General features: G+C 71.2%; 18 protein-coding genes. 9 read left to right on the forward strand and 9 right to left on the reverse strand.

The window, feature by feature from the left end; translation table 11 throughout:
- Window positions 1-10 precede the first annotated feature (10 nt).
- Window positions 11-4,537: a lamin tail domain-containing protein gene (locus tag ACU6RU_RS00665; protein WP_446725646.1), complete on the reverse strand. Its 4,527-nt coding sequence runs from the start codon at window positions 4,535-4,537 to the stop codon at window positions 11-13.
- A 175-nt stretch (window positions 4,538-4,712) separates the two neighbouring features.
- Here ACU6RU_RS00665 and chrA point away from each other — a divergent pair, with 175 nt between their 5' ends.
- On the forward strand, window positions 4,713-5,918 hold the full coding sequence (gene chrA / locus ACU6RU_RS00670) for a chromate efflux transporter (protein WP_259455220.1): 1,206 nt from the start codon (window positions 4,713-4,715) through the stop codon (window positions 5,916-5,918).
- Here the strand turns inward: chrA and ACU6RU_RS00675 are convergent.
- The 3 genes from ACU6RU_RS00675 to ACU6RU_RS00685 all read right to left on the reverse strand — a co-directional run bounded on the left by ACU6RU_RS00675 (window position 5,908) and on the right by ACU6RU_RS00685 (window position 9,335).
- A complete protein-coding gene (locus tag ACU6RU_RS00675) occupies window positions 5,908-7,185 on the reverse strand; it encodes an MFS transporter (protein WP_446725647.1) in 1,278 nt (425 codons plus the stop codon). The two genes, chrA and ACU6RU_RS00675, sit on opposite strands and share 11 nt — an antisense overlap.
- Before the next feature lie 100 nt (window positions 7,186-7,285).
- Window positions 7,286-8,605, reverse strand: a complete 1,320-nt coding sequence (locus ACU6RU_RS00680) for a M18 family aminopeptidase (protein WP_289331071.1) — start codon at window positions 8,603-8,605, stop codon at window positions 7,286-7,288.
- 34 nt (window positions 8,606-8,639) lie between these two features.
- Entirely contained in the window at window positions 8,640-9,335 is a 696-nt protein-coding gene (locus ACU6RU_RS00685) for a M15 family metallopeptidase (protein WP_446725648.1), read from the reverse strand.
- A gap of 86 nt (window positions 9,336-9,421) precedes the next feature.
- On the opposite strand from ACU6RU_RS00685, the gene ACU6RU_RS00690 reads away from it, so the two are divergent.
- Both ACU6RU_RS00690 and ACU6RU_RS00695 read left to right on the forward strand, forming a co-directional pair.
- Window positions 9,422-10,090, forward strand: a complete 669-nt coding sequence (locus ACU6RU_RS00690; RefSeq protein WP_120263184.1) for a response regulator transcription factor — start codon at window positions 9,422-9,424, stop codon at window positions 10,088-10,090.
- Entirely contained in the window at window positions 10,087-11,190 is a 1,104-nt protein-coding gene (locus ACU6RU_RS00695; protein ID WP_446725649.1) for a sensor histidine kinase, read from the forward strand. Before ACU6RU_RS00690 ends, ACU6RU_RS00695 begins: the two co-directional genes overlap by 4 nt.
- Before the next feature lie 6 nt (window positions 11,191-11,196).
- Here ACU6RU_RS00695 and ACU6RU_RS00700 read toward each other — a convergent pair whose 3' ends face one another.
- Window positions 11,197-11,505 (reverse strand): TraR/DksA family transcriptional regulator, encoded by a 309-nt coding sequence (locus tag ACU6RU_RS00700; RefSeq protein ID WP_120263185.1) that lies wholly within the window; start codon window positions 11,503-11,505, stop codon window positions 11,197-11,199.
- A gap of 208 nt (window positions 11,506-11,713) precedes the next feature.
- Between ACU6RU_RS00700 and ACU6RU_RS00705 the strand changes: the two genes are divergently transcribed.
- The gene (locus ACU6RU_RS00705; protein ID WP_259455221.1) at window positions 11,714-11,848 is read left to right on the forward strand and encodes a hypothetical protein; all 135 of its coding nucleotides are present in this window, start codon (window positions 11,714-11,716) and stop codon (window positions 11,846-11,848) included.
- Window positions 11,849-11,968: 120 nt separating this feature from the next.
- Window positions 11,969-13,471 (forward strand): MATE family efflux transporter, encoded by a 1,503-nt coding sequence (locus ACU6RU_RS00710; protein WP_446725650.1) that lies wholly within the window; start codon window positions 11,969-11,971, stop codon window positions 13,469-13,471.
- 18 nt (window positions 13,472-13,489) lie between these two features.
- Here the strand turns inward: ACU6RU_RS00710 and ACU6RU_RS00715 are convergent, their stop codons facing one another.
- Window positions 13,490-15,172, reverse strand: a complete 1,683-nt coding sequence (locus ACU6RU_RS00715) for an NYN domain-containing protein (RefSeq protein WP_446725651.1) — start codon at window positions 15,170-15,172, stop codon at window positions 13,490-13,492.
- Between the two features lie 83 nt (window positions 15,173-15,255).
- On the opposite strand from ACU6RU_RS00715, the gene ACU6RU_RS00720 reads away from it, so the two are divergent.
- Genes ACU6RU_RS00720 through ACU6RU_RS00730 form a run of 3 tightly spaced genes read left to right on the forward strand, consistent with a single transcriptional unit; the run spans window position 15,256 to window position 17,548 of the window.
- Window positions 15,256-16,053, forward strand: coding sequence for a glycosyltransferase family 2 protein (locus tag ACU6RU_RS00720; RefSeq protein WP_289331067.1), 798 nt, complete (start codon window positions 15,256-15,258; stop codon window positions 16,051-16,053).
- Window positions 16,050-16,907, forward strand: a complete 858-nt coding sequence (locus ACU6RU_RS00725; protein ID WP_446725652.1) for an endonuclease/exonuclease/phosphatase family protein — start codon at window positions 16,050-16,052, stop codon at window positions 16,905-16,907. Before ACU6RU_RS00720 ends, ACU6RU_RS00725 begins: the two co-directional genes overlap by 4 nt.
- Window positions 16,904-17,548 carry a hypothetical protein gene (locus tag ACU6RU_RS00730; RefSeq protein ID WP_446725653.1) on the forward strand — a complete coding sequence of 215 codons (645 nt, stop codon included), beginning with the start codon at window positions 16,904-16,906 and terminating at the stop codon, window positions 17,546-17,548. Before ACU6RU_RS00725 ends, ACU6RU_RS00730 begins: the two co-directional genes overlap by 4 nt.
- Here the strand turns inward: ACU6RU_RS00730 and ACU6RU_RS00735 are convergent.
- The 3 genes from ACU6RU_RS00735 to ACU6RU_RS00745 all read right to left on the reverse strand — a co-directional run bounded on the left by ACU6RU_RS00735 (window position 17,532) and on the right by ACU6RU_RS00745 (window position 20,289).
- A complete protein-coding gene (locus tag ACU6RU_RS00735; protein ID WP_120263191.1) occupies window positions 17,532-18,764 on the reverse strand; it encodes an NAD(P)/FAD-dependent oxidoreductase in 1,233 nt (410 codons plus the stop codon). The genes ACU6RU_RS00730 and ACU6RU_RS00735 overlap by 17 nt on opposite strands.
- Window positions 18,765-18,942: 178 nt before the next feature.
- Entirely contained in the window at window positions 18,943-19,332 is a 390-nt protein-coding gene (locus tag ACU6RU_RS00740) for a hypothetical protein (RefSeq protein ID WP_289331064.1), read from the reverse strand.
- Between the two features lie 132 nt (window positions 19,333-19,464).
- Entirely contained in the window at window positions 19,465-20,289 is an 825-nt protein-coding gene (locus tag ACU6RU_RS00745; protein ID WP_120263193.1) for an SDR family NAD(P)-dependent oxidoreductase, read from the reverse strand.
- Window positions 20,290-20,422: 133 nt separating this feature from the next.
- Between ACU6RU_RS00745 and ACU6RU_RS00750 the strand changes: the two genes are divergently transcribed.
- Window positions 20,423-20,638, forward strand: a complete 216-nt coding sequence (locus ACU6RU_RS00750) for a DUF2945 domain-containing protein (protein ID WP_446725654.1) — start codon at window positions 20,423-20,425, stop codon at window positions 20,636-20,638.
- Window positions 20,639-20,665 lie beyond the last annotated feature (27 nt).

Here is a 20,665-nt window from a genome sequence, read left to right on the forward strand (position 1 = left end):
CAGGTACGGCTCAGACCCGTTCGCGGCGATGTGCGCGCCGGCGCAGGAGGGTGAGGAGGGCCCCACCCGCCAGGAGAGCGAGGGCGATCCCGGTCGCGGTGACGGCGGTCGCGCCGTCACCGCCGGTTGCGGCGAGGTCGCGACGAGATCCGGTTCCCGCACCGACGACCGAGCCCGCGGTGTCACTCGCGCCCGCACCGTCGGCCGGAGCCCCACCCGTGCCGCCGGCACCACCGCCGCCTCCGACGCCGCCGTCCGAGCCCCCGCCCGAGCCGCTGCCGGGGTTCCCGGGCTCGGCCGCCGCCACGACCGTGAACAGCGACACCCGCGAGTTGTCGACAGCACCGAACGGATCACTCGTGCGGACGTACCACCCGCGCTCGCCCTCCTCGGCGAGCGGCCATGCGGCCGAGAGGATCGAGCCGCTCGCGACATCCGAGAACGTCGCGATCTCCGTGCCGCCGAGGACCTCCGCCGAGAAGGCGTCGGTGCCGAGGGTGCGCGTGCCCGGGTCGATGCGCAGCTGCTCGTACGTGAGCGCGAACTCCTGCTGCGAGTAGTCCCCTGCTCCCGCCGGGCCCAGGAGGCTCGGCTCGTCGGAGTTGTAGACGTCGAGTGACGGCGAGTAGGTGCGCACGAGCATCTGCCGCCCCTCGTTGTCGAAGTGCAGGAGGCGGAGGAAGCCGAGGCCGCCCTCCGGGAGGCCCTGGTAGTCGAACAACATCGAGTACACGGTGCGATCCGAGACGCCGTCGCCGTCGTCGTCGAACGCGTCCTCGCGCAGGAATGCGTCGTGGTAGTGCCCGGAGAAGACCATGCGGACGTTCGGGTTGGTCGCGACGACCTCGTCCATGACCCGCTGCGGGATCGCGCCGAGCCCGCCGGTGGTGAGGATGAACTCGTGCTGCGCGATGATCGCGACGCGATCGGGGTGCTGCGCGAGCACCTCGTTCATCCACGCGATCGATTGATCGCCGGGGAGCCATCCGGTGTACAGCATGAGGAAGTCGATGCCGCCCGCCGAGATGAGGTCGTAGTGACCGCGGTTGTCCTCGAAGCTGCCGCCGTACCAGGGATTGCCGGCGTAGCGGTCCTCGCCGAAGTACGCACCGTAGTTCGAGTAGTCCTCGAGGTGGTGGCCCACATCGTGGTTGCCGGCGAGCACGCCGTAGGGCAGACCGGCCTCGTCGAGGCGGCGGTACTCGGGGTCGGCTCGCTCCCACTGCTCCATGACGTCGTAGTCGTCGATGATGTCGCCGGTGTGGAAGAGGTACTGCAGGTTGAGGTCGTCGCGCCGGTCGAGCAGGTACGAGTGGATGGCCTGCTGGTGACGATACGGCTCCCCGGGCAGGGTGTTCTCGTTGTAGTACTGCGTGTCCGACTCCCACGCCAGGGTGAAGTCGTACTCGCTGCGCGGAACATCGGCGGCGTTGTGCGGTGCGACCGGAGTCGTCCGGTCCGAGCGGTCCGCGCCCGCGAAGCCTTCGGAGTGCTGCACGAGCATCCGCACCACCCGTCCCGCGCCGTCCGAGGCGGCGAATGCGTAGTCGTCGACCGCGACGACGGCGTCGAGCGAGAACGACTCGTCGTCGGACGCGCTCACGTGGCGGTCGACCTCGTCCCATCCCGATCCGTCCGCGCGCTGCACGTAGAGGATCACGGTGGCTCCCGCGTCGGCACGACCCGACCACGTCGAGCGGACATCCGATCCGGCGTCGGCATCGCTGACTGCGACGTCGAACGACTGGTATGGGAAGGCGCGGTCGCTCGAGATCTCCTCCGCGACCCCGTCGACGGCCGCGAGCGTGCTCAGGTCGTCCGCGGTCAGCGGCTCCGCCTCGGCGCGATCGACGGCGCGAGCGTCCTGCACGGTGCCGGACTGCACGCTGACGTCACCGTCCGACAGATCGAGCCGGCGGCCCTCGAGGAAGCTCACGTCGAGCACGTCGCCCGTCGGGTCCTCGACCTTCGCCTGCAGGGTCACCTCACCGGCGGCGACCTCCGCCCCTTCGGCCGGCGCGAGCGCGCCCGCGCTCGGCTGCTCCTGGTAGGTCGTGAAGGTCGCGGTCCACGTGCCGGTGTTGCCGACGTGGTCGGTCGCGGTGATCTCCACGCGGTGGTCCCCCGCGGCAAGGGCCACCGAGGAGGTCTCATGGGGCAGGGCGATCTCTTCGCCGTCGAGTCGGGCGACGGTGCTCGCGACACCCGAGCCCGCATCGGTGATCGCGGCGTCGATGAGGATCGGGCCTTGGTACGACGTGCCGTCCACGATCTGAGACACCACGACGGGGGCGGTGTTGTCGACCGTCACCGTTCGCGAGAGCGCCGTCTGTCCGTCGGTGGCGGCGACGACCGCGGCGCCGTCCGCGCGCTCGGTCGTGTCCCACGAGGCCGAGAGCGCGGCGAACGCGTCGTCGGGCAGGGCGAAGCGCGCCTCGTAGAAGTCGAGCTTGCCCGTCGGGGCTCCCGTCTCGGTCACGCTGTCGCCCATACGGAGGACGGCGGCGGGGTCGTCGTAGCCGACGGGTGTGAGCGTCCGCCCGTCGGGCAGGACCAGGCGCAGGCCTCGGATCTCGAAATCGTCGTTGTTCTCGGCGAGGTCGATCTCGGGCGCCTTCTTCGTTCCCGCCCAGACGCTGACGACGAGCTCATCGCCGCGGACGACGTACTCGAGCGGAACGGGGGTGACGACCGTCTCCCATCCCTCCGTGCCGATCTCGAAGATGTTGAGGACATCGTCGCCGATGCGCACGCCGTTCTTGAAGTAGTAGTTGACGTTCGTCGTGTCGAAGACGAATCGGGGTTCGTCCTCCAGAGTGGGCTCGGTCGGCACGGCCGCCCCGTCGATCGTCAGCTCGATCGGACTGGGGTAGGTGTCGCCGGCTGCCACGACCTCGGTCGCGCCCGAGACGAACCGGCCGTCCTCGAGATTGAGCCGGACCGGATTGGCGTCGACCCCCGCTACCGGGACACGACGAGCCTCGGTGGACGTGGAGTTCGTGCCGTCGCTCGCCGTGATCGTGTACTCGTACCAGCTCTTGCCGATGAGGTCGGCGGCGTTGACCACGAACGTCACCGATCCGTCGCCCGCGTCGAGGAGGTTGATGCGCGCCGGGGCGCGATCGACGTCGTTGGCGAGTTCGAGCGTCACGGTCCGCGCCAGCACATCGTCGGTCACGGTCGCGGTGATGGCGAAGTCGGTGCCCGGCTGGATCTCGGCGGCGGTGCCGTCGACGATCATCGGCGCTTGCGTGTCCGGCGCGACGATCATGAGCCCCGCGGGAACCTGGTCTGCCTGCACGGCACCCGGTGACGCCGGGGCGAGATCGACGATCCGCTGCGTGGCGACATCCGCTCCGACGGTGTAGCGGATCCCCTGGTCGGCCACGGTGTCATCGGCGCCGTCGAGGTTGTACAACGCCGTGCTGACGTGGCGGCCGCTGTTGGTCTCGATGGCGATGCCGCGAGCGGAGCCGTTCGCCATACCCGCGGAGGAGATCTCGACGAGGCCCTCACCCGGAACGAGGCTCGAATCGAAGTGGGCGTTGAAGTCGGCGGCGGTGAGCGCGTCGTTGGCGCCGTTCTTGATCCACAGCACCAGCGTCTCCCCGCCCGGGATCACGACGTCGCCGGGCACGGCCGGCCAGACGCTCGACGAGCCCTCGACCGGGTACAGGTAGTCGATCGTGTAGTCGGAGAAGTCGATCGGGTCGCTCGAGGCGTTGTACACCTCGATGAACTCGAAGGCGTCCGAGCCCGCGACGTTCGCCGAGTCGGGCAGCAGCTCGGTGATCTGCAGCGGCGCGGTGACGACGGTCGGATCGGGCTTCGGGTCGAAGCCCGGCTGGCCCCCGGGCTCCTCGCCGACGGGCGGGGTGACGGCTTCGGGAGCCACGACACCGGGGGTGGCCACGGCCGGTTCCGCGAGGATGTCGGCACCGCCGTCGACCCGCTCGGCGGGCAGGCGGAAGTGCGCGGATTCTCCGGCCGCTGCCGCGGTGCGCCCGTAGGTCGACCACCCGACCGTCTGGTCGTTCTGAAGGATGCGGATACCGCGCGGCGCGCTGTTGGCCATCCCGGCCTGCCCCGTCACGCGCACGACGGTCGTGTCGGCGCCGGCGCCCCAATGCGCCCGGAAGTCGTCGATCGAGCGGGCGAAGGAATCGACGCTGCCCGCCGTGTAGCTCAGCCAGAACACCACGGTGCCCCCGGCGGGGATCACGACCGGGTCGGGCAAGGTGAGCGGCACGTCGCGAGAGCGATCGGCGCCGTCGGTGTAGGTGTACGCGAACGAGACCCCCGCGGCCGCCAGGTCGACGTCTGCGGCACCGCGGTTGTGCACCTCGAAGAACTCGTAGTCGTCGACGCCGACGTTGTCGGGGGCGATCTCGGTGACGATCAGCGGGTCGGATGCCGCGTCGGCAGCCGTGGGCGCTGCAAGCGCGGGAGCCGCCAGCGAGAGCGAGACCGCTCCCGCGGCGAGCGACGCCGTCATCGCGATGGTCAGGAAACGGGCGCGTGGGCGCTCAACGGGCATGACAAGCCACCTTCGGTGCAAGAGGGATGCCGCCGACGGTAGGGACCGCACGCGAGCGCGAGGTGAACGGCGCTGCCCCGCCAGGTGTCCGCCCGGTGACGCGCCGCGACATCTCGGTGTGCTAGTCAGGCGTGGCGTTCACCGCGTGTTCACGGATCGATGGTGCGCTGGACGCGTGTCGAACCTCGCCGCCGTGTTCGTCGTCTTCCTGCGCCTCGGGCTGACCTCCTTCGGGGGCCCTGTCGCGCACCTCGGCTACTTCCGCGACGAGTTCGTCGCGCGGCGCCGGTGGATCGGCGACCGCGTCTACGGCGAGCTCGTGGCCCTGTGCCAGTTCCTGCCGGGGCCCGCGTCGAGCCAGGTGGGGTTCGCGATCGGCCTGCGCCGTGCCGGGCTCGCGGGCGCGCTCGCGGCCTTCGCCGCGTTCACCCTGCCCTCGGCGGCGCTCATGGTGTGGGCGGCGAGCGGTATCGGGGCCGTGACCGGCCCGGTCGCGACCGGGGTGATCGACGGCCTGAAGGTGGTCGCGGTCGCCGTCGTCGCACACGCGGTCTGGGGCATGGCTCGGACCCTCGCTCCCGACCGCCCCCGCGGGACCATCGCGATCGCGGCGGCGGTCGGTACCGCCCTCGTGGGCGGGCCGTTCGCCCAGTTCGGCGCGATCGCGTTCGGCGCTCTCGCGGGGGCCCTGTGGCTCCGCGAGGATGCCGCGACACTCGACTCCGACGACGCCGCGGACGACGCCCTTCCGAGCGCGGGCACCCGCATCGGCATCGCCGCGCTCGTGGTCCTGGCCGCCCTCCTCGTCGCGAGCCCGATCGCCGCACGGGTCACGGGAGACGGCGTCATCGCCCTGTTCGACGCGTTCTTCCGCTCGGGCGCGCTCGTCTTCGGGGGCGGCCACGTCGTTCTCCCGCTTCTCGAGAGTGCGGTCGTCGGCCCCGGCTGGGTCGATGCCGAGACGTTCCTCGCCGGATACGGCGCGGCGCAGGCCCTCCCCGGACCGCTCTTCTCGTTCGCCGCCTACCTGGGCGCGCTCTCGAGCGTCGGCCCCGGGGGCGCAGCGGGAGCCGCGATCGCGCTCGTCGCGATCTTCCTGCCCGGCTTCCTCCTGCTCCTCGGGGCCTTGCCCGTGTGGGCAGTCCTCCGGCGCCGCCCCCGCGCACGAGGCCTGGTGAGCGGGGCGAGCGCGGCGGTCGTCGGCATCCTCGGCGCCGCCCTCTACGACCCGGTCTTCACGACGTCGGTGACCCGCGTCGACCAGTTCGCGCTCGCCCTCGTCTGCTTCGGTCTACTGACGCTCTGGCGCTGTCCGGCCTGGATGGTCGTGGTGCTGGGGGCCGGTGCGGGCGCGGCGACCGGAGCGCTGCTCAGCGGCTGACGAGGAAGCGGGTGGAGCGGGCGCCGCGCGGCATCCGGGCTCGTTCGGCTGCACGCTCACGACGCTCGATGGCGAGGTTGACGCCGCCGAGCACCAGGACGAGCACCGCGGCGATCGTCGGCAGGAGCATCGCGAGCCGGACGTCTCCCGCCTCCGCGATCGCGCCGGTGACGGCCGATGCGAGCGCTTGAGCCAGCGTCAGCGCCGACCCGAGCAGTGTCATCGTGGTCGCCGACCGGCCGACCGGGCTGCGGTGACCGGCGATGCTGAACAGCGTCACGAGCGTCGGGCCGACGCCGAGCCCCATCAGCAGGAGCATGACGATGACCGCGCCGAGCGAGTCCGAGGCGGCGTAGCCGCCGGCCGAGATCGCGAGGACGGCCGCGAAGACGAGCCAGCGGTGCCGCAGCGCGAAACGCGAGGGCAGCAGCACGACGGCGAGCGCGAGAGCGGCTGACCCGATGCCCATGAGGCCGTAGAGCAGACCCGCCTCGACACCCTCGCCCGCGGTCTGCGCGAAGGCCGTGAGCGACGTCAGCGTCGCGCCGAAGAAGAGCCCCACCCCGAAGGTGCCCGCCACGAGGACGAGGATGCGAGGACGCAACACCTGTGCGATGGGCGCCCGCTCCTCGCTCTCGCCGGGCGCCAGGGCGGCAGCAGCAATGAGACCGCTCGGGTGCAGGGCGAAGGCGGTCACGAAGACGAGGCTCAGGGCCGCGGCGATCGCGATCGGAGCCCAGGGTGCGATCGCGGCGGCGAGGATGCCGACCAGGAACGGGCCGATGACGAACGCCGTCTCGTCCGCGGCGGATTCGTACGACATGACGCGTGAGAGCGTGCGCGGGCGGTGCTCGGGGCTGAGACGGACGCGGATGATGCCCATCAGTCGACTGCGTGACATCGCCGCCGCCTGCGGCGCGCTCAGACCGATCGCCGCGGCTGCGGTCAGGATCAGCGGGTCGGGAGCCCCGGCAGTGACGACGATGGGGAACACCCCCAGCAGGAGGCCGTTGAGGATGCCGAGGGGAACCAGCACCCGGCGCTGCCCGAATCGATCGACGGCGTCTCCGATGACGGGACCGGCGATCACCACGCCGACGCCGACGGCGGCGGACGTGAGCCCGCCGAGCCCGACCGATCCCGTCGCCGAGACGACGAGGGTGAGGACACCCACGACCATCATGGCGAAGGGAAGCCGGGCGATGAACGCGATCGGGAAGAACACCCGACCGGTGTGGTGGATCAGGGAACGATCATTCGACGTCATGCATGCCTCCGAGCAGTCAGCTCGTTCTCACGTGCCGCCTTGCTCCGTCAGCAGGTAGTTGCATCGCTTCGCCCGGGCCGGCGCCGCGGACCGCTCGAGTCTACCGGCGGAACAGCTCTTCGGCGACGAGAGAGAGGTCGTGGAGGTCGGAGACCCCCGCGAGCTCGCGCGCCGAGTGCATCGAGAGGATCGGGATCCCGACGTCGACCGTGCGGATGCCCAGGCGGGTGGCGGTGATCGGGCCGATGGTCGAACCGCACGGCACGGCGTTGTTCGAGACGAACTCCTGGCTGCGCACGCCCGCCGCGTCGCACCATCCGTTCCAGGCGGCCGCTCCGACGCCGTCCGTCGCGTACCGCTGGTTCGCGTTGATCTTCAGGATCGGTCCCGATCCGAGCACCGGCAGCACGACGGGGTCGTGCTTGTGCGCATAGTTCGGGTGCACGGAGTGCCCGACGTCGCTCGAGACGCACCACGACGCCGCGAGTCCGCGCATGCGTTCCTCGCGATCGGCACCGAGACCGAACTGGATGCGTTCCACGACATCGGCGAGGAACGGGCCGGCCGCCCCCGACCGGGTCGCCGAACCGACCTCCTCGTGGTCGAAGACGGCCAGCATCGCGATATGACCGGCATCGAAGCCCGCGGCGGCGCGCTCGAGGGCGACGACGCCGGCATGAACGGAGGCGAGGTCGTCGAGGCGCCCGGATGCGAAGAAGACGTCTCCCGCGCCGAAGACGGCGCCGCGCGCGGCGTCCGCCGTCACGACGTCGTATCCGCGGATGCGGCCGGCATCCACTCCGGCCTCGCGGGCGAGCTCGCCCAGCAGGTCGGCTGACTCGGCCGAGCCCAGCCCCCACACGGGTTGCGTCTGCGTCTGCTTGTCGAGGGCGAGATGGTCGTTGGCCTCGCGATCGAGATGGATGGCGAGCTGGGGAAGACGGAGCAGCGGTCCCGTCGCGGTGAGCACCGAGGTGCCGTCATCCAGCACGAGGCGACCGGCCAGTCGCAGTTCGCGGTCGAGCCAGGAGTTCAGCAGCGGCCCGCCGTAGACCTCGACACCGGCCTGCAGCCAGCCGAGGCGGCCGGTGGTGGGTCGGGGCTTGAGCTTGAACGCGGGCGAGTCGCTGTGCGCGCCGAACACCCGCACGGGTGTCACGGCGGTCGCGGATGCCGGCACGATCCACGCGAGCACGGCACCGTCGCGCACCACCACGTACCGCCCGCCGGGCTGTTCCGGCCAGCGCTCGTCCTCCGACAGCGGGGTGAACCCGGCGGCGACGAGGCGACGAGCGACATCGGCGGCGGCGTGGAAGCTCGACGGCGACGCTGCGACGAAGTCGGCGAGGTCGTCGGCGTGGGAGCGGGCGGCGGCGGTGACGGCAGACACGGTGACTCCTGGATCGTTGGGGGCCTGCATCGATCGTAGGCGCACCCGCCGCCGCATCCCGGGCTCAGCCGTTGGCATCGGTGCGCATGGGCGGGCACTCCGTGCCGGGCGCAGTGGCCAGCTCGAAGTGCCACGGCTCGTTGCCGTAGGTCTGGCAGATGCCGAACTCCGACCCGTACGAGATCAGCCAGTACTGCGCGTCGACGGGTCCGATGTCGATGGCGTCGCCGCTGACGTGGCGCGACTGCTCGGGGGTGGCGACGTAGGCGCGGGCGGTCTCCTCCCCCACCGACGCGATGCGGGCATCGAGAAGCCACTGCTGATACGCCGCGCTGCGCCATCCGCTCGTCACCCCGAGGTGGATGCCGTCGTCGGCGGCGCGCGCTTCCGCGGCGCGCATCGCCCCCAGCAGTTCGGGGTCGAGTCGCGAGATGGCGGGTAGATCGTCGTCCCACAGGCTGATCCGCACGCCGTCCTCGATGAACCCGTCATCGGCCGTCGGCGAGAACGCCAGGCCCGGGAGCACCGGCGGCATCGGCGGCAGCTGCAGGCCCGTCGCACCCGCGAGCGCACCGGTGACGGTCGCCCCGAGAGCCGCCGCGCCCGCGACGGCGACCGCGGCGAGAGCGAGGCGACGACGACGAACACGGCGGGATGCCCGCGCTCGCGGACGCGGCGGCACGAAGGTCGCTCGCCGTGCGGACTCGATCGTCGGCAGCGCGAGCGGGCGGGGCGGAATCGAGGGGGAAGGAGTGCTCATGCCTCCAGAGCACACGAGCGGATGTTGCCACGACGTCGCCGATTCCGCATACGCCGGCGATATGCGCGCCCGCCTATCCTGAGGCCATGCGTGTGCTGATCGTCGAGGACGAGCTGTTCCTCGCCGAGGCGATCCGCGACGGACTGCGCCTCGAGGCGATCTCCGCCGACCTCGCCGCCGACGGCGAGACCGCGCTGGAACAGCTGGCGATCACCGCATACGACGTCGTCGTGCTCGACCGCGACATCCCGGGCCCGAACGGCGACGAGATCGCCCGGCTCCTTTCGCAGCGCCCCGAGGCTCCGCGCATCCTCATGCTCACGGCGGCGGACCGACTCGACGACAAGGCCTCGGGCTTCGAGTCCGGCGCGGACGACTACCTCACCAAGCCGTTCGCGATGCGCGAGCTCGTGCTGCGGCTGCGCGCTCTGGCCAGGCGGTCGGCGAACGCCGCTCCCCCGATCCGCGAGTTCGGCGACGTCCGACTCGACCCGTTCCGACGCGAGGTCTACCGAGACGGACGCTACGTCGCCCTGACGCGGAAGCAGTTCGCCGTGCTCGAGGTGCTCCTCAGCGCCGGAGGCGGGGTCATCAGCGCCGAGACGCTGCTCGAACGCGCCTGGGACGAGAATGCCGACCCGTTCACGAACGCGGTGCGCATCACGATCTCCACGCTGCGCAAACGACTCGGCGAGCCCTGGGTCATCGAGACGGTGGCGGGCGTCGGGTACCGGATGTCGGACCCCGCACCGTGATCGCCCGCCGCCGCGGGCTCTCCCTGCGGGTCTCACTCACCCTCAGCTACGCCGGTTTCCTGGTCGTCGCGGGCGCGGTGCTCTTCGGCGTCGGGCTCCTGGCCCTGCGGTTCGTGCCGAGCGGCGACCTGTTGAGCCAGTCCACCGGCGGCTGGGCCCCCGGACGCGGCGACCTCACCGACGTCTTCGTGAAATACGCATGGTGGGCTCTGGCCGCACTGGTGGTCGTCGGCCTGGTCGGCGGGTGGTTCCTCTCGGGATGGATGCTCGCCCCGCTCGGGCGCATCACCGACGTCGTCGGACGAGCCGATGCGGCCACGCTCCACCGCCGGATCGCCCTCCGCGGACGCCGGAACGAGCTCACCGACCTCGCCGACGCCTTCGACGACATGCTCGACCGGATCGAGCGGGCGGTCGCCGAGGAATCGCGCTTCGCGGCGAACGCGTCGCATGAGCTGCGCACTCCGCATGCCGTCATCCGGACGATCGTCGAGGTCGCCCGCGCCGATCCGGACGGGCGCGACGTCGACCTCGTTCTGAGCAGGATCGCCCAGACCAACGAACGGGCGATCGTGACGACCGAGGCGTTGCTCGAGCTCGCGCGTGCCGGCCGAGCCGGTCTGACTTTCGAGCCCGTCGACCTCGCGGAGGTCGCCCAGCGGGTCGTCGCCGACGCGCGCGAGATCGAGCTCACGGCACCGCGCTGCACATCACCGAGCATCCGGCTGGAGTCGGGCCCGGCGATCGCGCGCGGCAACGCCGCCCTTCTCGAGCAGCTCGTGTCGAATCTCGTCACGAATGCGCTCCGCCACAACCTCCCCGACGGCGGCGAGGTCGCGGTGCGCACACGGACGGCGCCGGACGGTTCGGCGCTGCTCGAGATCGTGAACACCGGACCCGACCTCGATCCGGCTCGCGTCGCGACACTGACCGAGCCGTTCGTCCGGGCGGGCGACCGCACCCGCGCGGCATCCGACCGCGGCGTCGGTCTCGGGCTGACCATCGTCTCGGCCATCGTCCGCAGCCACCGCGGCGATCTGCTCATCACCCCGCGCGACGGCGGAGGCCTGTTCGTGCGCGTGGCGCTGCCGAGCGCCTGATCGGCCTCAGGCGGTCTCGGCCCGGCTCTGGCACTCGATGCATGCCGGCGCGTACGGCACCGCTTCCAGCCGCGCCGGTGCGATCGCCCGCCCGCATCCGACGCACCGGCCGTACGAGCCCGAGCGAACGCGGTCGAGCGCCTCGGTGATCAGAGTGATCGTCGCGCGGTGCGATGCGGCGGTCTGGTAGGCCACCGGGTCGACGGAGGGAACAGCGCGGGGCTCGATGTCCTGCAGCAGCTCACGGCGCTCGGCGAGCAGCGCCTCGAGGCGCATTCGCACGTCGCTCGAGGTCGCTTCAGCGGTCTTTTCCATTTTTCTTCCGTTCTGCTTTTCAGGGTGCACCAAAAGCCCCGGTCTCGAGCCCGCAAAGGCGAGACGACGGGGCGGTGACCACCAACCATAGCCACACCGCACAAAAAAGCAAGTCACGGGAATCGGCGACCGAAAACCGATTTGACTTCCCTTTTTTCCGGGCTATGGTCGGGAGTCACACGCCAGCCACGAGGGGAAGCGAGTTCTCATGTCGACGAAAACACCACGCACACGAGGCGACAAAAAGGCGCCGCAATTGACGTTGAAGGAAAAGCGCGCAGCCAAGCGCGAGAAGCAGGATGACGGCGCGTTCCTGAAGCCGCGCAAGGGATCCGCTCGCTGACACCGCGAGCGCGCGTGCGGGATCCCCCGTGGCGCATCTCGAATCGATTCGATACACTGACCGACGGCGGCGCTCCGGCGCCGCCGTTGTCGTGCCCGCATCTTCTCGAAAGCCACCGCGATGTCCCGCACCCTCACCACCGGCAGCCCCTGGCGCGTCATCCTCGCGTTCTCGGTGCCCCTTCTGATCGGCAACGTGGTGCAGCAGATGTACCACATCGTCGATGCGGTGGTGGTGGGCCGCTGGCTCGGGGTCGACGCGCTCGCGGCCGTCGGCGCGACGGGTTCGATGCTGTTCCTGCTCATCGGTTTCGCGTGGGGGCTCACCTCGGGATTCGCGATCCCCACGGCGCAGGCTTTCGGGGCCGGCGACCACGCCGCCGTGCGCCGCTCGGTCGCAGCGGGGGCCACGCTGACAGCCATCACGAGCGTCGTGCTCACCGTCGTGGCGCCGTTCCTCTCGCGACCACTGCTGCAACTCCTGCAGACGCCCCCGGAGCTCCTCGACGACGCGACGGCGTTCGCCGTCGTCAGCTTCCTCGGCGCGGGGGCGACGATGTTCTTCAACTACCTCGCGGCGATCATCCGTGCGATCGGCGACTCCCGCACGCCGCTGATCTTCCTGACGGTGGCCTGCGTCTTCAACGTCGTGCTCGTGGTGGTGATGGTCGGCCCGCTCGGGTGGGGCGTCGGCGGCGCCGCCCTCGCAACGGTCGTGTCACAGGCACTGTCCGTGGGACTGTGCCTCGACTACATCCGGCGCCGTATCCCGGTTCTGCGCATGCGGCGCGCCGACTGGCGCATCACCCGAACCGACCTCGCGCTGCACCTGCGGCTCGGCCTGCCCATGGGCTTCCAGGCGTCGATCATCGCCATCGGCACCCTCGCGGTGCAGGTCCGTCTCAACGAGCTCGGCGCCGACGCCGTCGCCGCCTACACGACCGCCTCACGTGTCGACGGCCTGGCGGTGGCCCTGCTGCAGTCGCTCGGACTCGCCGTGTCGATGTTCGTCGCTCAGAACTACGGCGGTGGGCGCCCCGACCGCATTCGTCAGGGCGTCGCGCAGGCGACCTGGATGGCCGTGATCGGCGCCGTCGGGCTCGGCGTGGTGCTCATCACCTTCGGGGCGCCGCTGGTCCGGCTCTTCGTCGGCGACGGTTCGGACGGCGTCGTCTCCCTCGCCGCCCTCATGCTGATCATCAACGGGGCGACGTACACCGCGCTGGGCGTTCTGTTCGTCTTGCGCGGGGCCCTGCAGGGACTCGGCCACACCCTCGTGCCGACCGTCACCGGCATCGTCGAGCTCGTCATGCGTGCCGGGGCGGCCGTGGTGCTCGGTGCGTTCCTGGGGTTCGCGGGAGTCGCATGGAGCAACCCCCTCGCGTGGCTGGGGGCGACCGTCATCCTCGTTCCGGCCTACCTCCGAGCCCGGCGCGAGCTCGCCGACATGCCCATCGCCCGGGCCGATCACATCAGCACGGCGACGACGCCCGTGCCCGTGGTCGGGCCGGCGAGCGGCTCGATGGTCGTCGATGCCGTGGTCACCCAGCCCGTGCCTGTCATCCCCGACGCGCGGCGACGACGTCGCCCGCTCGCCGCCGCACTGCGCCGCGGCCGCGGCTGACCGGAACCCGCCCCGCGGTCAGCTCGCCGACGAACCCGGCCGGGATGCGCGGCGCGGTGCCCGCTTGACGGGGGCGGATGCTGCCGCCGGAGCCGATGCGGCGTCGGCGGGCGCCTCGGCCGCAGGCTCGGCAGCCGGCTCGACCGGCGCCTCGGCAGCCGGAGCCTTGCGGCTGCGCGACGCGCGCTTCGGCCGGGCGGGCGCCTCGGAGTCCGACTCGCCCGACGGAGCCTCCGGGGCGCTGGTCCGGCTGCGCGACGCGCGCTTGGGCCGTGCGGGGGCCTCGGTCTCGGTCTCGACCGGCTGAGCGGTGCCGGCCTCCGGAAGCGACACGGATGCCGCGTCGGCGCTGGGCTCGGCGGCGGCCGGAGCAGCCGTCGCCGACGGTCCGTCGTCGTCCGCCGCGGACGCGGCACCGGTGCGGGCGGTCGTCGCCCGAGGGGTCCGCGTCTTCGCAGCGCCGCTCTTCGGCGCCGTCTTGGTGGATGTCTTCCGCGCGGGCGTCTTCTTCGTACCCGCGCTGACCGCCACCGTCTCGCCTTCGGCCGGCGAAGCATCCGCAGAGCCGGTCGCCTCGTCACGGCTCTCGCCCTCCGGCGCATCCGCATCCGCGTCCGCATCCGCATCCGCGGACAGTGCCGCCGATGCCGTGGCGTTGGCGCGCGAGGCGGACGAGACCGCGTCGAGCGCGGCATCCAGAGCCGCGCCCAGAGTGAGCTGTTCGATCATCGGACGGCGTCCGCGCGCCGACGACCCGCTCGTCCCTTCGGCCGGGGCCGATTCCCGGGAGCTGTCGTCATGAGAATCCGCGCCGCCCTCCGGCACGGCCGAGGCGGCAGCCTCGGCGTCGGCTACCGCGCTCTTGGCACGCGACGACGGCTTGCGCCGCGAGCGCCCACCCGCGGATCCGGTCTCGACGTCGCCGCGACCCTTTGCAGGCGCATCCGCCGAGTCGTCCGAGGCCTTCGACCCCGACGTGCTCTTCGGGCGCAGGGACATGCCGCCCGGCTTCGACTCGATCGTGAACAGGCCCACGGCGCGGACGAGGTCCGACAGCTTCGCATAGCCCCAGTTCCGGGGGTCGAAGTCGGGCTGCTGCTTGCGCATGAGCTGACCGACGGTGCCGAGGTCGGACCAGCCGTCGTCGGCCGAGGCGGTCTCGGCGGCGCTGCGCAGGAGAGCGACGAGGCGCGCGTCGGCACGCAGCGCCGCCGCCGTCCAGCGCTCCGAGGTGGTCGATCGCGCGGCGTCCCGCTCGTCGACGACGCCGAGCACCTCGAGGTAGGTGAACTGATCGCACGCGTTGCGGAAGGCCTCGGGCGTCTTGCGCTCACCGAAGCCGTACACGGTGACACCCTCTTCGCGGATTCGGGATGCCAGACGCGTGAAGTCGCTGTCGCTCGAGACGATGCAGAACCCCTGGAACCGTCGCGTGTACAGCAGATCCATCGCATCGATGATCAGAGCACTGTCGGTCGCGTTCTTGCCGGTGGTGTTGTCGAACTGCTGCATGGGCTGGATGACGTGCTCGCTCGCGGCGTCCTTCCATCCACGGAGCTGAGATTTGGTCCAGTCGCCGTAGACGCGCTTCACCGAGGCCGTGCCGTAGGTCGCGATCTCGGCCAGCACCCCGCCGATGCGCGAGGGCGAGACGTTGTCGGCATCGACGAGGACGGCGAGGAGATCGCTCTGCTGAGGCATACCTCCAGCATGTCATTGACGAGGCTCGACAGCACTGTCAAGGCGCTCCCGCCCGTGCGCCGCCGGTCGTAGCGTGAGGTCCGATGACACTCGAATCCCGGCCCCTGCCCCACCGCCCGACCGTGTCGGTCGTGATCCCGGTGAAGGACGACGCCGTGATGCTGCGACGGTGTCTGCGCGCCCTCGCCGAACAGACCGAGCCGCCCGACGAGATCGTCGTGGTCGACAACGGCTCGCGCGACGACTCCGCCGACGTCGCCCATGCCGCCGGCGCGCGCGTCGTCGAGTGCGCGGCCACCGGCATCCCCGCGGCGGCGGCGACGGGGTACGACCACGCGACCGGCGATCTCGTCCTGCGGCTGGATGCCGACTCGCTCCCCGCCCCGACCTGGATCGCCGACCTCTGCCGCGACTTCGCACGCAGGCCCGACATCGCCGTGCTGACCGGAGGCGCCCGCTTCGTCGACGGGCCGCGGGCGCTGCGACGCCCCCTCGCCGCGACGTACCTCGGGCTGTACGCGCTCCTGGGGTTCGCCGCGCTGGGCCATCTGCCGCTGTTCGGCTCGAACCTCGCCTTCCGGCGCACCGCGTGGCGGAGCGTCAGCACCGAGGTGCACCGCGCAGACGCCGAGGTGCACGACGACTTCGACCTCGCCTTCCACCTGGGCGGGCGTCACCGGATCGCATACTCGCGCCGCGCAGACATGGGGATCTCCATGCGACCCTTCGACGATCGGCGCGCCTTCGGCACGCGCATCGCCCGGGGCTTCCACACCGTCGTCTCGCATTGGCCCGACGAGCTGCCGCACCGCCGCGTGGCTCGCCGGCTACGCCGCACGGGTCGCCACGACCTCACCCGCGCAGCGGAGGGGCGGCGATGACGCGCGCAGCGAGCGAGAGCGCCGTCGCCCATTTGTTCGGCCCGAGCGAGCTGCATCCGCACGACCTCCACGTCGCGACTTGGAACATCCGCCGGCGCATCGACGGACCGACCTGGCCGCCGAACGACCGCTGGACGGTGCGCGGTCGGCGGTTGGCCACGGCGCTCCACGCGGACCCGCCCGCTATCCTCGGCACGCAGGAAGCGATGCCCGACCAGGCCGATCTCGTCCGGGCCTCCCTCGGCACGTCGTACCGCTTCGTCGGTCACGGCCGCAACGCCGACGGCCGTGGCGAGGGCTGCCCGATCTTCTTCGACTCCGACCGTCTCGAGCTGACGGGCCATGAGCAGTCGGCCCTCTCCGAGACACCCGAGGTCGCGGGCTCGACGTCGTGGGGAAACCCGGTACCGCGGGTGGTGGTCCGCGCTGCCTTCCGTGATCGGGTCACCGGCGGCTCACTGACCGTGCTGAACACGCACCTCGACGTCTTCTCCGCCCGATCACGGCTGCGCTCGGCCTGGCAGCTGCACGACCTCGCCGCCGAGACGACGGGGGCGGTGATCGTCATGGGCGACATGAACGCCGGCCCGGGCTCCGCTCCACTGTCAGCGCTGTTCAGCAGCCGTCTCGTCGACGCGTGGCAGGCGGCGGAGGTCAGAGCGACGCCGCTCTGGGACACCTACGGCGGCTACCACCCGCCGCGCGTGCGGAAAGGGCCGATCGACTGGATCGCGGTCGATCGCTCCCTCCGCGTCACACGGGCCGCCGTCGACACGCGCACGATCGACGGCGCGGCACCGTCGGACCACCTGGGCGTCCACGTGCTCCTCCGCCTGGACGGGGGCGCGTCGTGAGCCGGCCCACCATGATCGAGAACTTCCTCCGCCCGCCTCGCACGACGAGTGCCGTCGTCGCAGACGCGGTCCGGCTGTGCGGTGTGCTCAGCATCGTGGTCGCGGCGCTGTGGTTCGAACTCACGGATGCCGGCATCCTGGCCTTCGCCCTCCCGGCTCTCGTCGCGCCGCGCTTCGTCGGCGTCCGTCCCGCATTCGACATCGTGTGCGGCGTCACGGTGCTGGTCGCGGCCTGGAGCAACGTGGTCGACCTGTATCGCAGCGTTCCGTCGTGGGACATCCCGGTGCACCTCGTGTGCACGGGCGTGCTCGCGGCGCTCGCGTACATCGCGGCGGCCCGCATCTCGATCGTGCCGCTGCCCGACGGCGAGGAGTTCCGCCGGCGCACCGGCCTCGTCGTCACGACGGCCTTCGGGCTGGCTTTCGCCGCGCTCTGGGAGATCGTGGAGTGGGCGGGCAAGCTCTTCGTCGACTCGATCCTCGTGACCTACGACGACACGATCGGCGACATGGCCGTCGGCGGCCTCGGTGCGCTGATCGCGGGCATCTTCGTGGCACGCGTTCGCCTGACGGCGGAGGGCACGGCCGAACGGGGGCACGACGCCGATCAGGATGCCGCGGGCGTCACGCCCTCCCGGTGAGGATGAGGTTCCAATACACCCAGGGCAGCACGCGGCGGTCGAAGAACCAGGACAACGCGCTCTCGCGGTACATGCGCCGGAAGAAGGGGATCGTCGGCATGAGCTCGCCCGAGGGCCCGAACTCGGCCCACACGACGCTCGAGCGCGACACCGTCATGGGGCACACGCCGTACCCGTCGTAACGTGCGCGGGGCTCGTCTCCCGCCAGGGCCGCGGAGAGGTTCTTCGCGAGGACCATGGTCTGCTTGCGCAGAGCTCCCCCGCTCTTCGAGTTCGTCGTGGCAGCGGCATCGCCGATCGCCCAGATGCCGGCGAAGCGGGTGTGGCGAAGGGTCGCGGGATCGACGTCGACGAACCCGTCCGCGTCGCCCTCGGCGGCGAGCCCGGATTCCCGGATCCAGTCGGGCGCCGACTGCGGCGGCACGACGTTGACGAGGTCGAACCGGATGCGTTCGATGCCGGTCGGCGACGCGATCACGACCTCGGAGGCCGCGGCATCCACCTCGATCAGCGCGCTCTCGGTCCGCAGCTCGATGCCGTAACGGTCGATCGCCCGCTGGATCTCCCGGTCGAAGGCCGGGATGCCGAACACGGTCTTCTCCGGAACCACGAGGATGACCCGGATGTCGTCCAGCACCCCGATGCGCTGCCAGTAGTCGCACGCCTGGTACATGGGCTTCTGCGATGCGCCCGCGCACGAGGCGGGACCGGCGGGCTGCGTGAAGACGACGGTGCCCCGCCGCAGATCGCGCAGGCGCAGCGACGTGCGCGCCGCGAGGTCGCCCTCGTAATGGGTGGTCACGTCGCCTGTCCCGATCGATTCAGCCAGCCCCGGCACGCTCGCCCAGTCCTTCTGCATCCCGGGGCTCAGGACGAGGTGGTCGTAACCGACCTCGTCGCCCGATGCGAGGCGGACGGTCGAGCGGTGCGGGTCGACGGAGATCACGGCATCCTGGATCCACCGGACGCCGTCGGGGATGACGCTGCGCTGCGGCCGAACCGTCTCGCTGATACGCGCCGTACCGCCGGCGACGTGCGAGAACAGCGGCTGGTACTCGTGGGTGTCCTTCGGCTCGATCAGCGCGATGTCGTCGACGCCCTGCCGCTGCAAGCGGGCTGCCGCTGATACTCCGCCGTTGCCGCCGCCGACCACGACGACCCGGTGATGCGCGGTGTGCGACCGAGTCGCTCGAGGATCGGATGCTGCCGTCGCCATGTGATCACGCTAGGCGTAACCCTCGGAACGACGAGGGTGGTTGCGTCGGGCGAGCGCGGGGTCTAGAGCGTCGCGCGCATCCCGCCGAGAACGCACCGTCGCCGCGAGCACGCACGTTGGACGGTGCGTTCTCGGCGCGGAGGTACGTTCTCGGGGGCCGGGCCGGGGCAGAGCGGGGCTAGAGCGTCTCGGTGATGTAGATGAGGATGAAGATGGCGAGCACGCCGACGGCGAGGATGCCCATCGCGAATGCGAGGCGGCGGTTGCGCACGGGCGCCTCGTCCGATGAGCGCGCGGCGACCACCATCATCGCCCAGCCGACGACCGCGTAGACGACGCCGACCGCGGGCAATGCCGTCTGGAGCTGGAAGGCCAGCACGAAGAGCACGATCGCCACCGCAGCCAGGACGCCCGCGGGCACGAGCCAGCGCGACGCCGCCCCCTGCCGGAAGCTCGCCTGGTTGGTCAGATCCGTGGGATCGGGCCTCGGGTGGCGGTCCGGCATCTGCTCGGGTCCGTGGGGCTCGTTGCGCTCGTCGACCATGTCGTCCTCCCGTTCGCCCCTCACGGTAGGTGTTCCCCCGCGCCCCGCCGACCCCCTTGCGCATCCCGCGCCGAGCGCGCACCATCCACGCGAAAGCGCACGTCGCACGGTGCGTTCTCGGCGCGGCGGTGCGTTCTCGGCGCTGACACCGTCGCGTCAGCGGGCAAGGCCGACCATCTCGGCGCTGCGGTCCCAGAGCTCCCGGGCGAGGCCGGCGTCGGTCGCGTCGCGGTGAGAGCGGGCCGGGCGATCGTTCTCGTAATAGGCGCCGGGAACCCAGTCGCGGTTCGGCGTGCCGTCGGCGAGGAAGACCAGTCGTGCACCGCCCTCGTCGGTCGTCGTGAGCAGGCGCCGGGCGATCGGGTTGTGGTAGACCCAGCGGAGGGGGCCGGGCACGTTCGCGGCGAACTGGGTCGCGACGACTCCGGGGTGGAACGCAGCCGCTGCGATGCCCCGATCGCCGAAGCGGGTCTGCAGCTCGCGGGTGAAGAGGATGTCGGCGAGCTTGGCATTGCCGTATGCGATGCGCCCCGAGTATCGCTTCGCCGCGTTCAGATCGGTCACGTCGAACCGCGAGAACAGGCGCGCGGCCACGCTCGCGGTCTGGATGACGGATGCCTCACTCTCGATGAGCCGGTCCAGCAACAGGTTCGTCAGCAGGAACCCGGCGAGGTGATTGACCTGGAACGTCTGCTCGTAGCCGTCGACGGTGAGCGCACGCGGGCCGAAGATGCCGCCGGCGTTGTTGGCGAGCACGTCGATGCGCGGGTACGCCTCGAGCAGTTCGTCGGCGAGGCGCCGCACCTGTGCGAGCTCGGCGTAATCGGCGAGGTGGTAGGGCGCGTCGAGCGTGCTCGCAAGAGCACGTGTCTTCTCGGGCGAGCGTCCGACCAGGACGACGCGATTCCCCTCTCGGACGAGGCGCCGCGCCGCGGCCGCCCCGATTCCATCGCTTGCTCCCGTGATGACGATCGTGCGCATGTGGGCAGTCTCGCAGGCCGCGGCCGGTCGGCGAGAGCACTGGCGCATCCGGCCCCGGTGTGTCAACGGCTTCTCCCCCGGTCCCGCCGGGCGACAGGATCGCCGCAACCGATGCACAACGGAAGGAGCCGCGATGGCTCAGGAACTGTCGAAGGGCGACCGCGTCAGCTGGGATACCTCCCAGGGGCGGACGCACGGGAAGATCGTCGAGAAGAAGGACAAGGACTTCCAGTTCGCCGGTCAGAAGTTCACGGCATCCGCCGATGAGCCGGCCTTCATCGTCGAATCGGAGAAGAGCGGCGACCAGGCGGCCCACAAGCGGTCGGCGCTGCGCAAGCTCCGCAGCTGAGCCGCAGCATCCGCGCGATGCGACGAG

Source organism: Microbacterium sp. F1-18, from assembly GCF_052921305.1.

Excerpts from the sequence above, each read along its gene's own strand:
- ACU6RU_RS00685 (WP_446725648.1), bottom strand. The coding sequence starts at position 9,335 with ATGAGCACTCCTTCCCCCTCGATTCCGCCCCGCCCGCTCGCGCTGCCG.
- ACU6RU_RS00750 (WP_446725654.1), top strand. The coding sequence starts at position 20,423 with ATGGCTCAGGAACTGTCGAAGGGCGACCGCGTCAGCTGGGATACCTCC.
- ACU6RU_RS00700 (WP_120263185.1), bottom strand. The coding sequence starts at position 11,505 with ATGGAAAAGACCGCTGAAGCGACCTCGAGCGACGTGCGAATGCGCCTC.
- ACU6RU_RS00675 (WP_446725647.1), bottom strand. The coding sequence starts at position 7,185 with ATGACGTCGAATGATCGTTCCCTGATCCACCACACCGGTCGGGTGTTC.
- ACU6RU_RS00725 (WP_446725652.1), top strand. The coding sequence starts at position 16,050 with ATGACGCGCGCAGCGAGCGAGAGCGCCGTCGCCCATTTGTTCGGCCCG.
- ACU6RU_RS00705 (WP_259455221.1), top strand. The coding sequence starts at position 11,714 with ATGTCGACGAAAACACCACGCACACGAGGCGACAAAAAGGCGCCGCAA.
- ACU6RU_RS00735 (WP_120263191.1), bottom strand. The coding sequence starts at position 18,764 with ATGGCGACGGCAGCATCCGATCCTCGAGCGACTCGGTCGCACACCGCG.
- ACU6RU_RS00715 (WP_446725651.1), bottom strand. The coding sequence starts at position 15,172 with ATGCCTCAGCAGAGCGATCTCCTCGCCGTCCTCGTCGATGCCGACAAC.
- ACU6RU_RS00690 (WP_120263184.1), top strand. The coding sequence starts at position 9,422 with ATGCGTGTGCTGATCGTCGAGGACGAGCTGTTCCTCGCCGAGGCGATC.
- ACU6RU_RS00665 (WP_446725646.1), bottom strand. The coding sequence starts at position 4,537 with ATGCCCGTTGAGCGCCCACGCGCCCGTTTCCTGACCATCGCGATGACG.
- ACU6RU_RS00710 (WP_446725650.1), top strand. The coding sequence starts at position 11,969 with ATGTCCCGCACCCTCACCACCGGCAGCCCCTGGCGCGTCATCCTCGCG.
- ACU6RU_RS00720 (WP_289331067.1), top strand. The coding sequence starts at position 15,256 with ATGACACTCGAATCCCGGCCCCTGCCCCACCGCCCGACCGTGTCGGTC.
- ACU6RU_RS00680 (WP_289331071.1), bottom strand. The coding sequence starts at position 8,605 with ATGCAGGCCCCCAACGATCCAGGAGTCACCGTGTCTGCCGTCACCGCC.
- ACU6RU_RS00745 (WP_120263193.1), bottom strand. The coding sequence starts at position 20,289 with ATGCGCACGATCGTCATCACGGGAGCAAGCGATGGAATCGGGGCGGCC.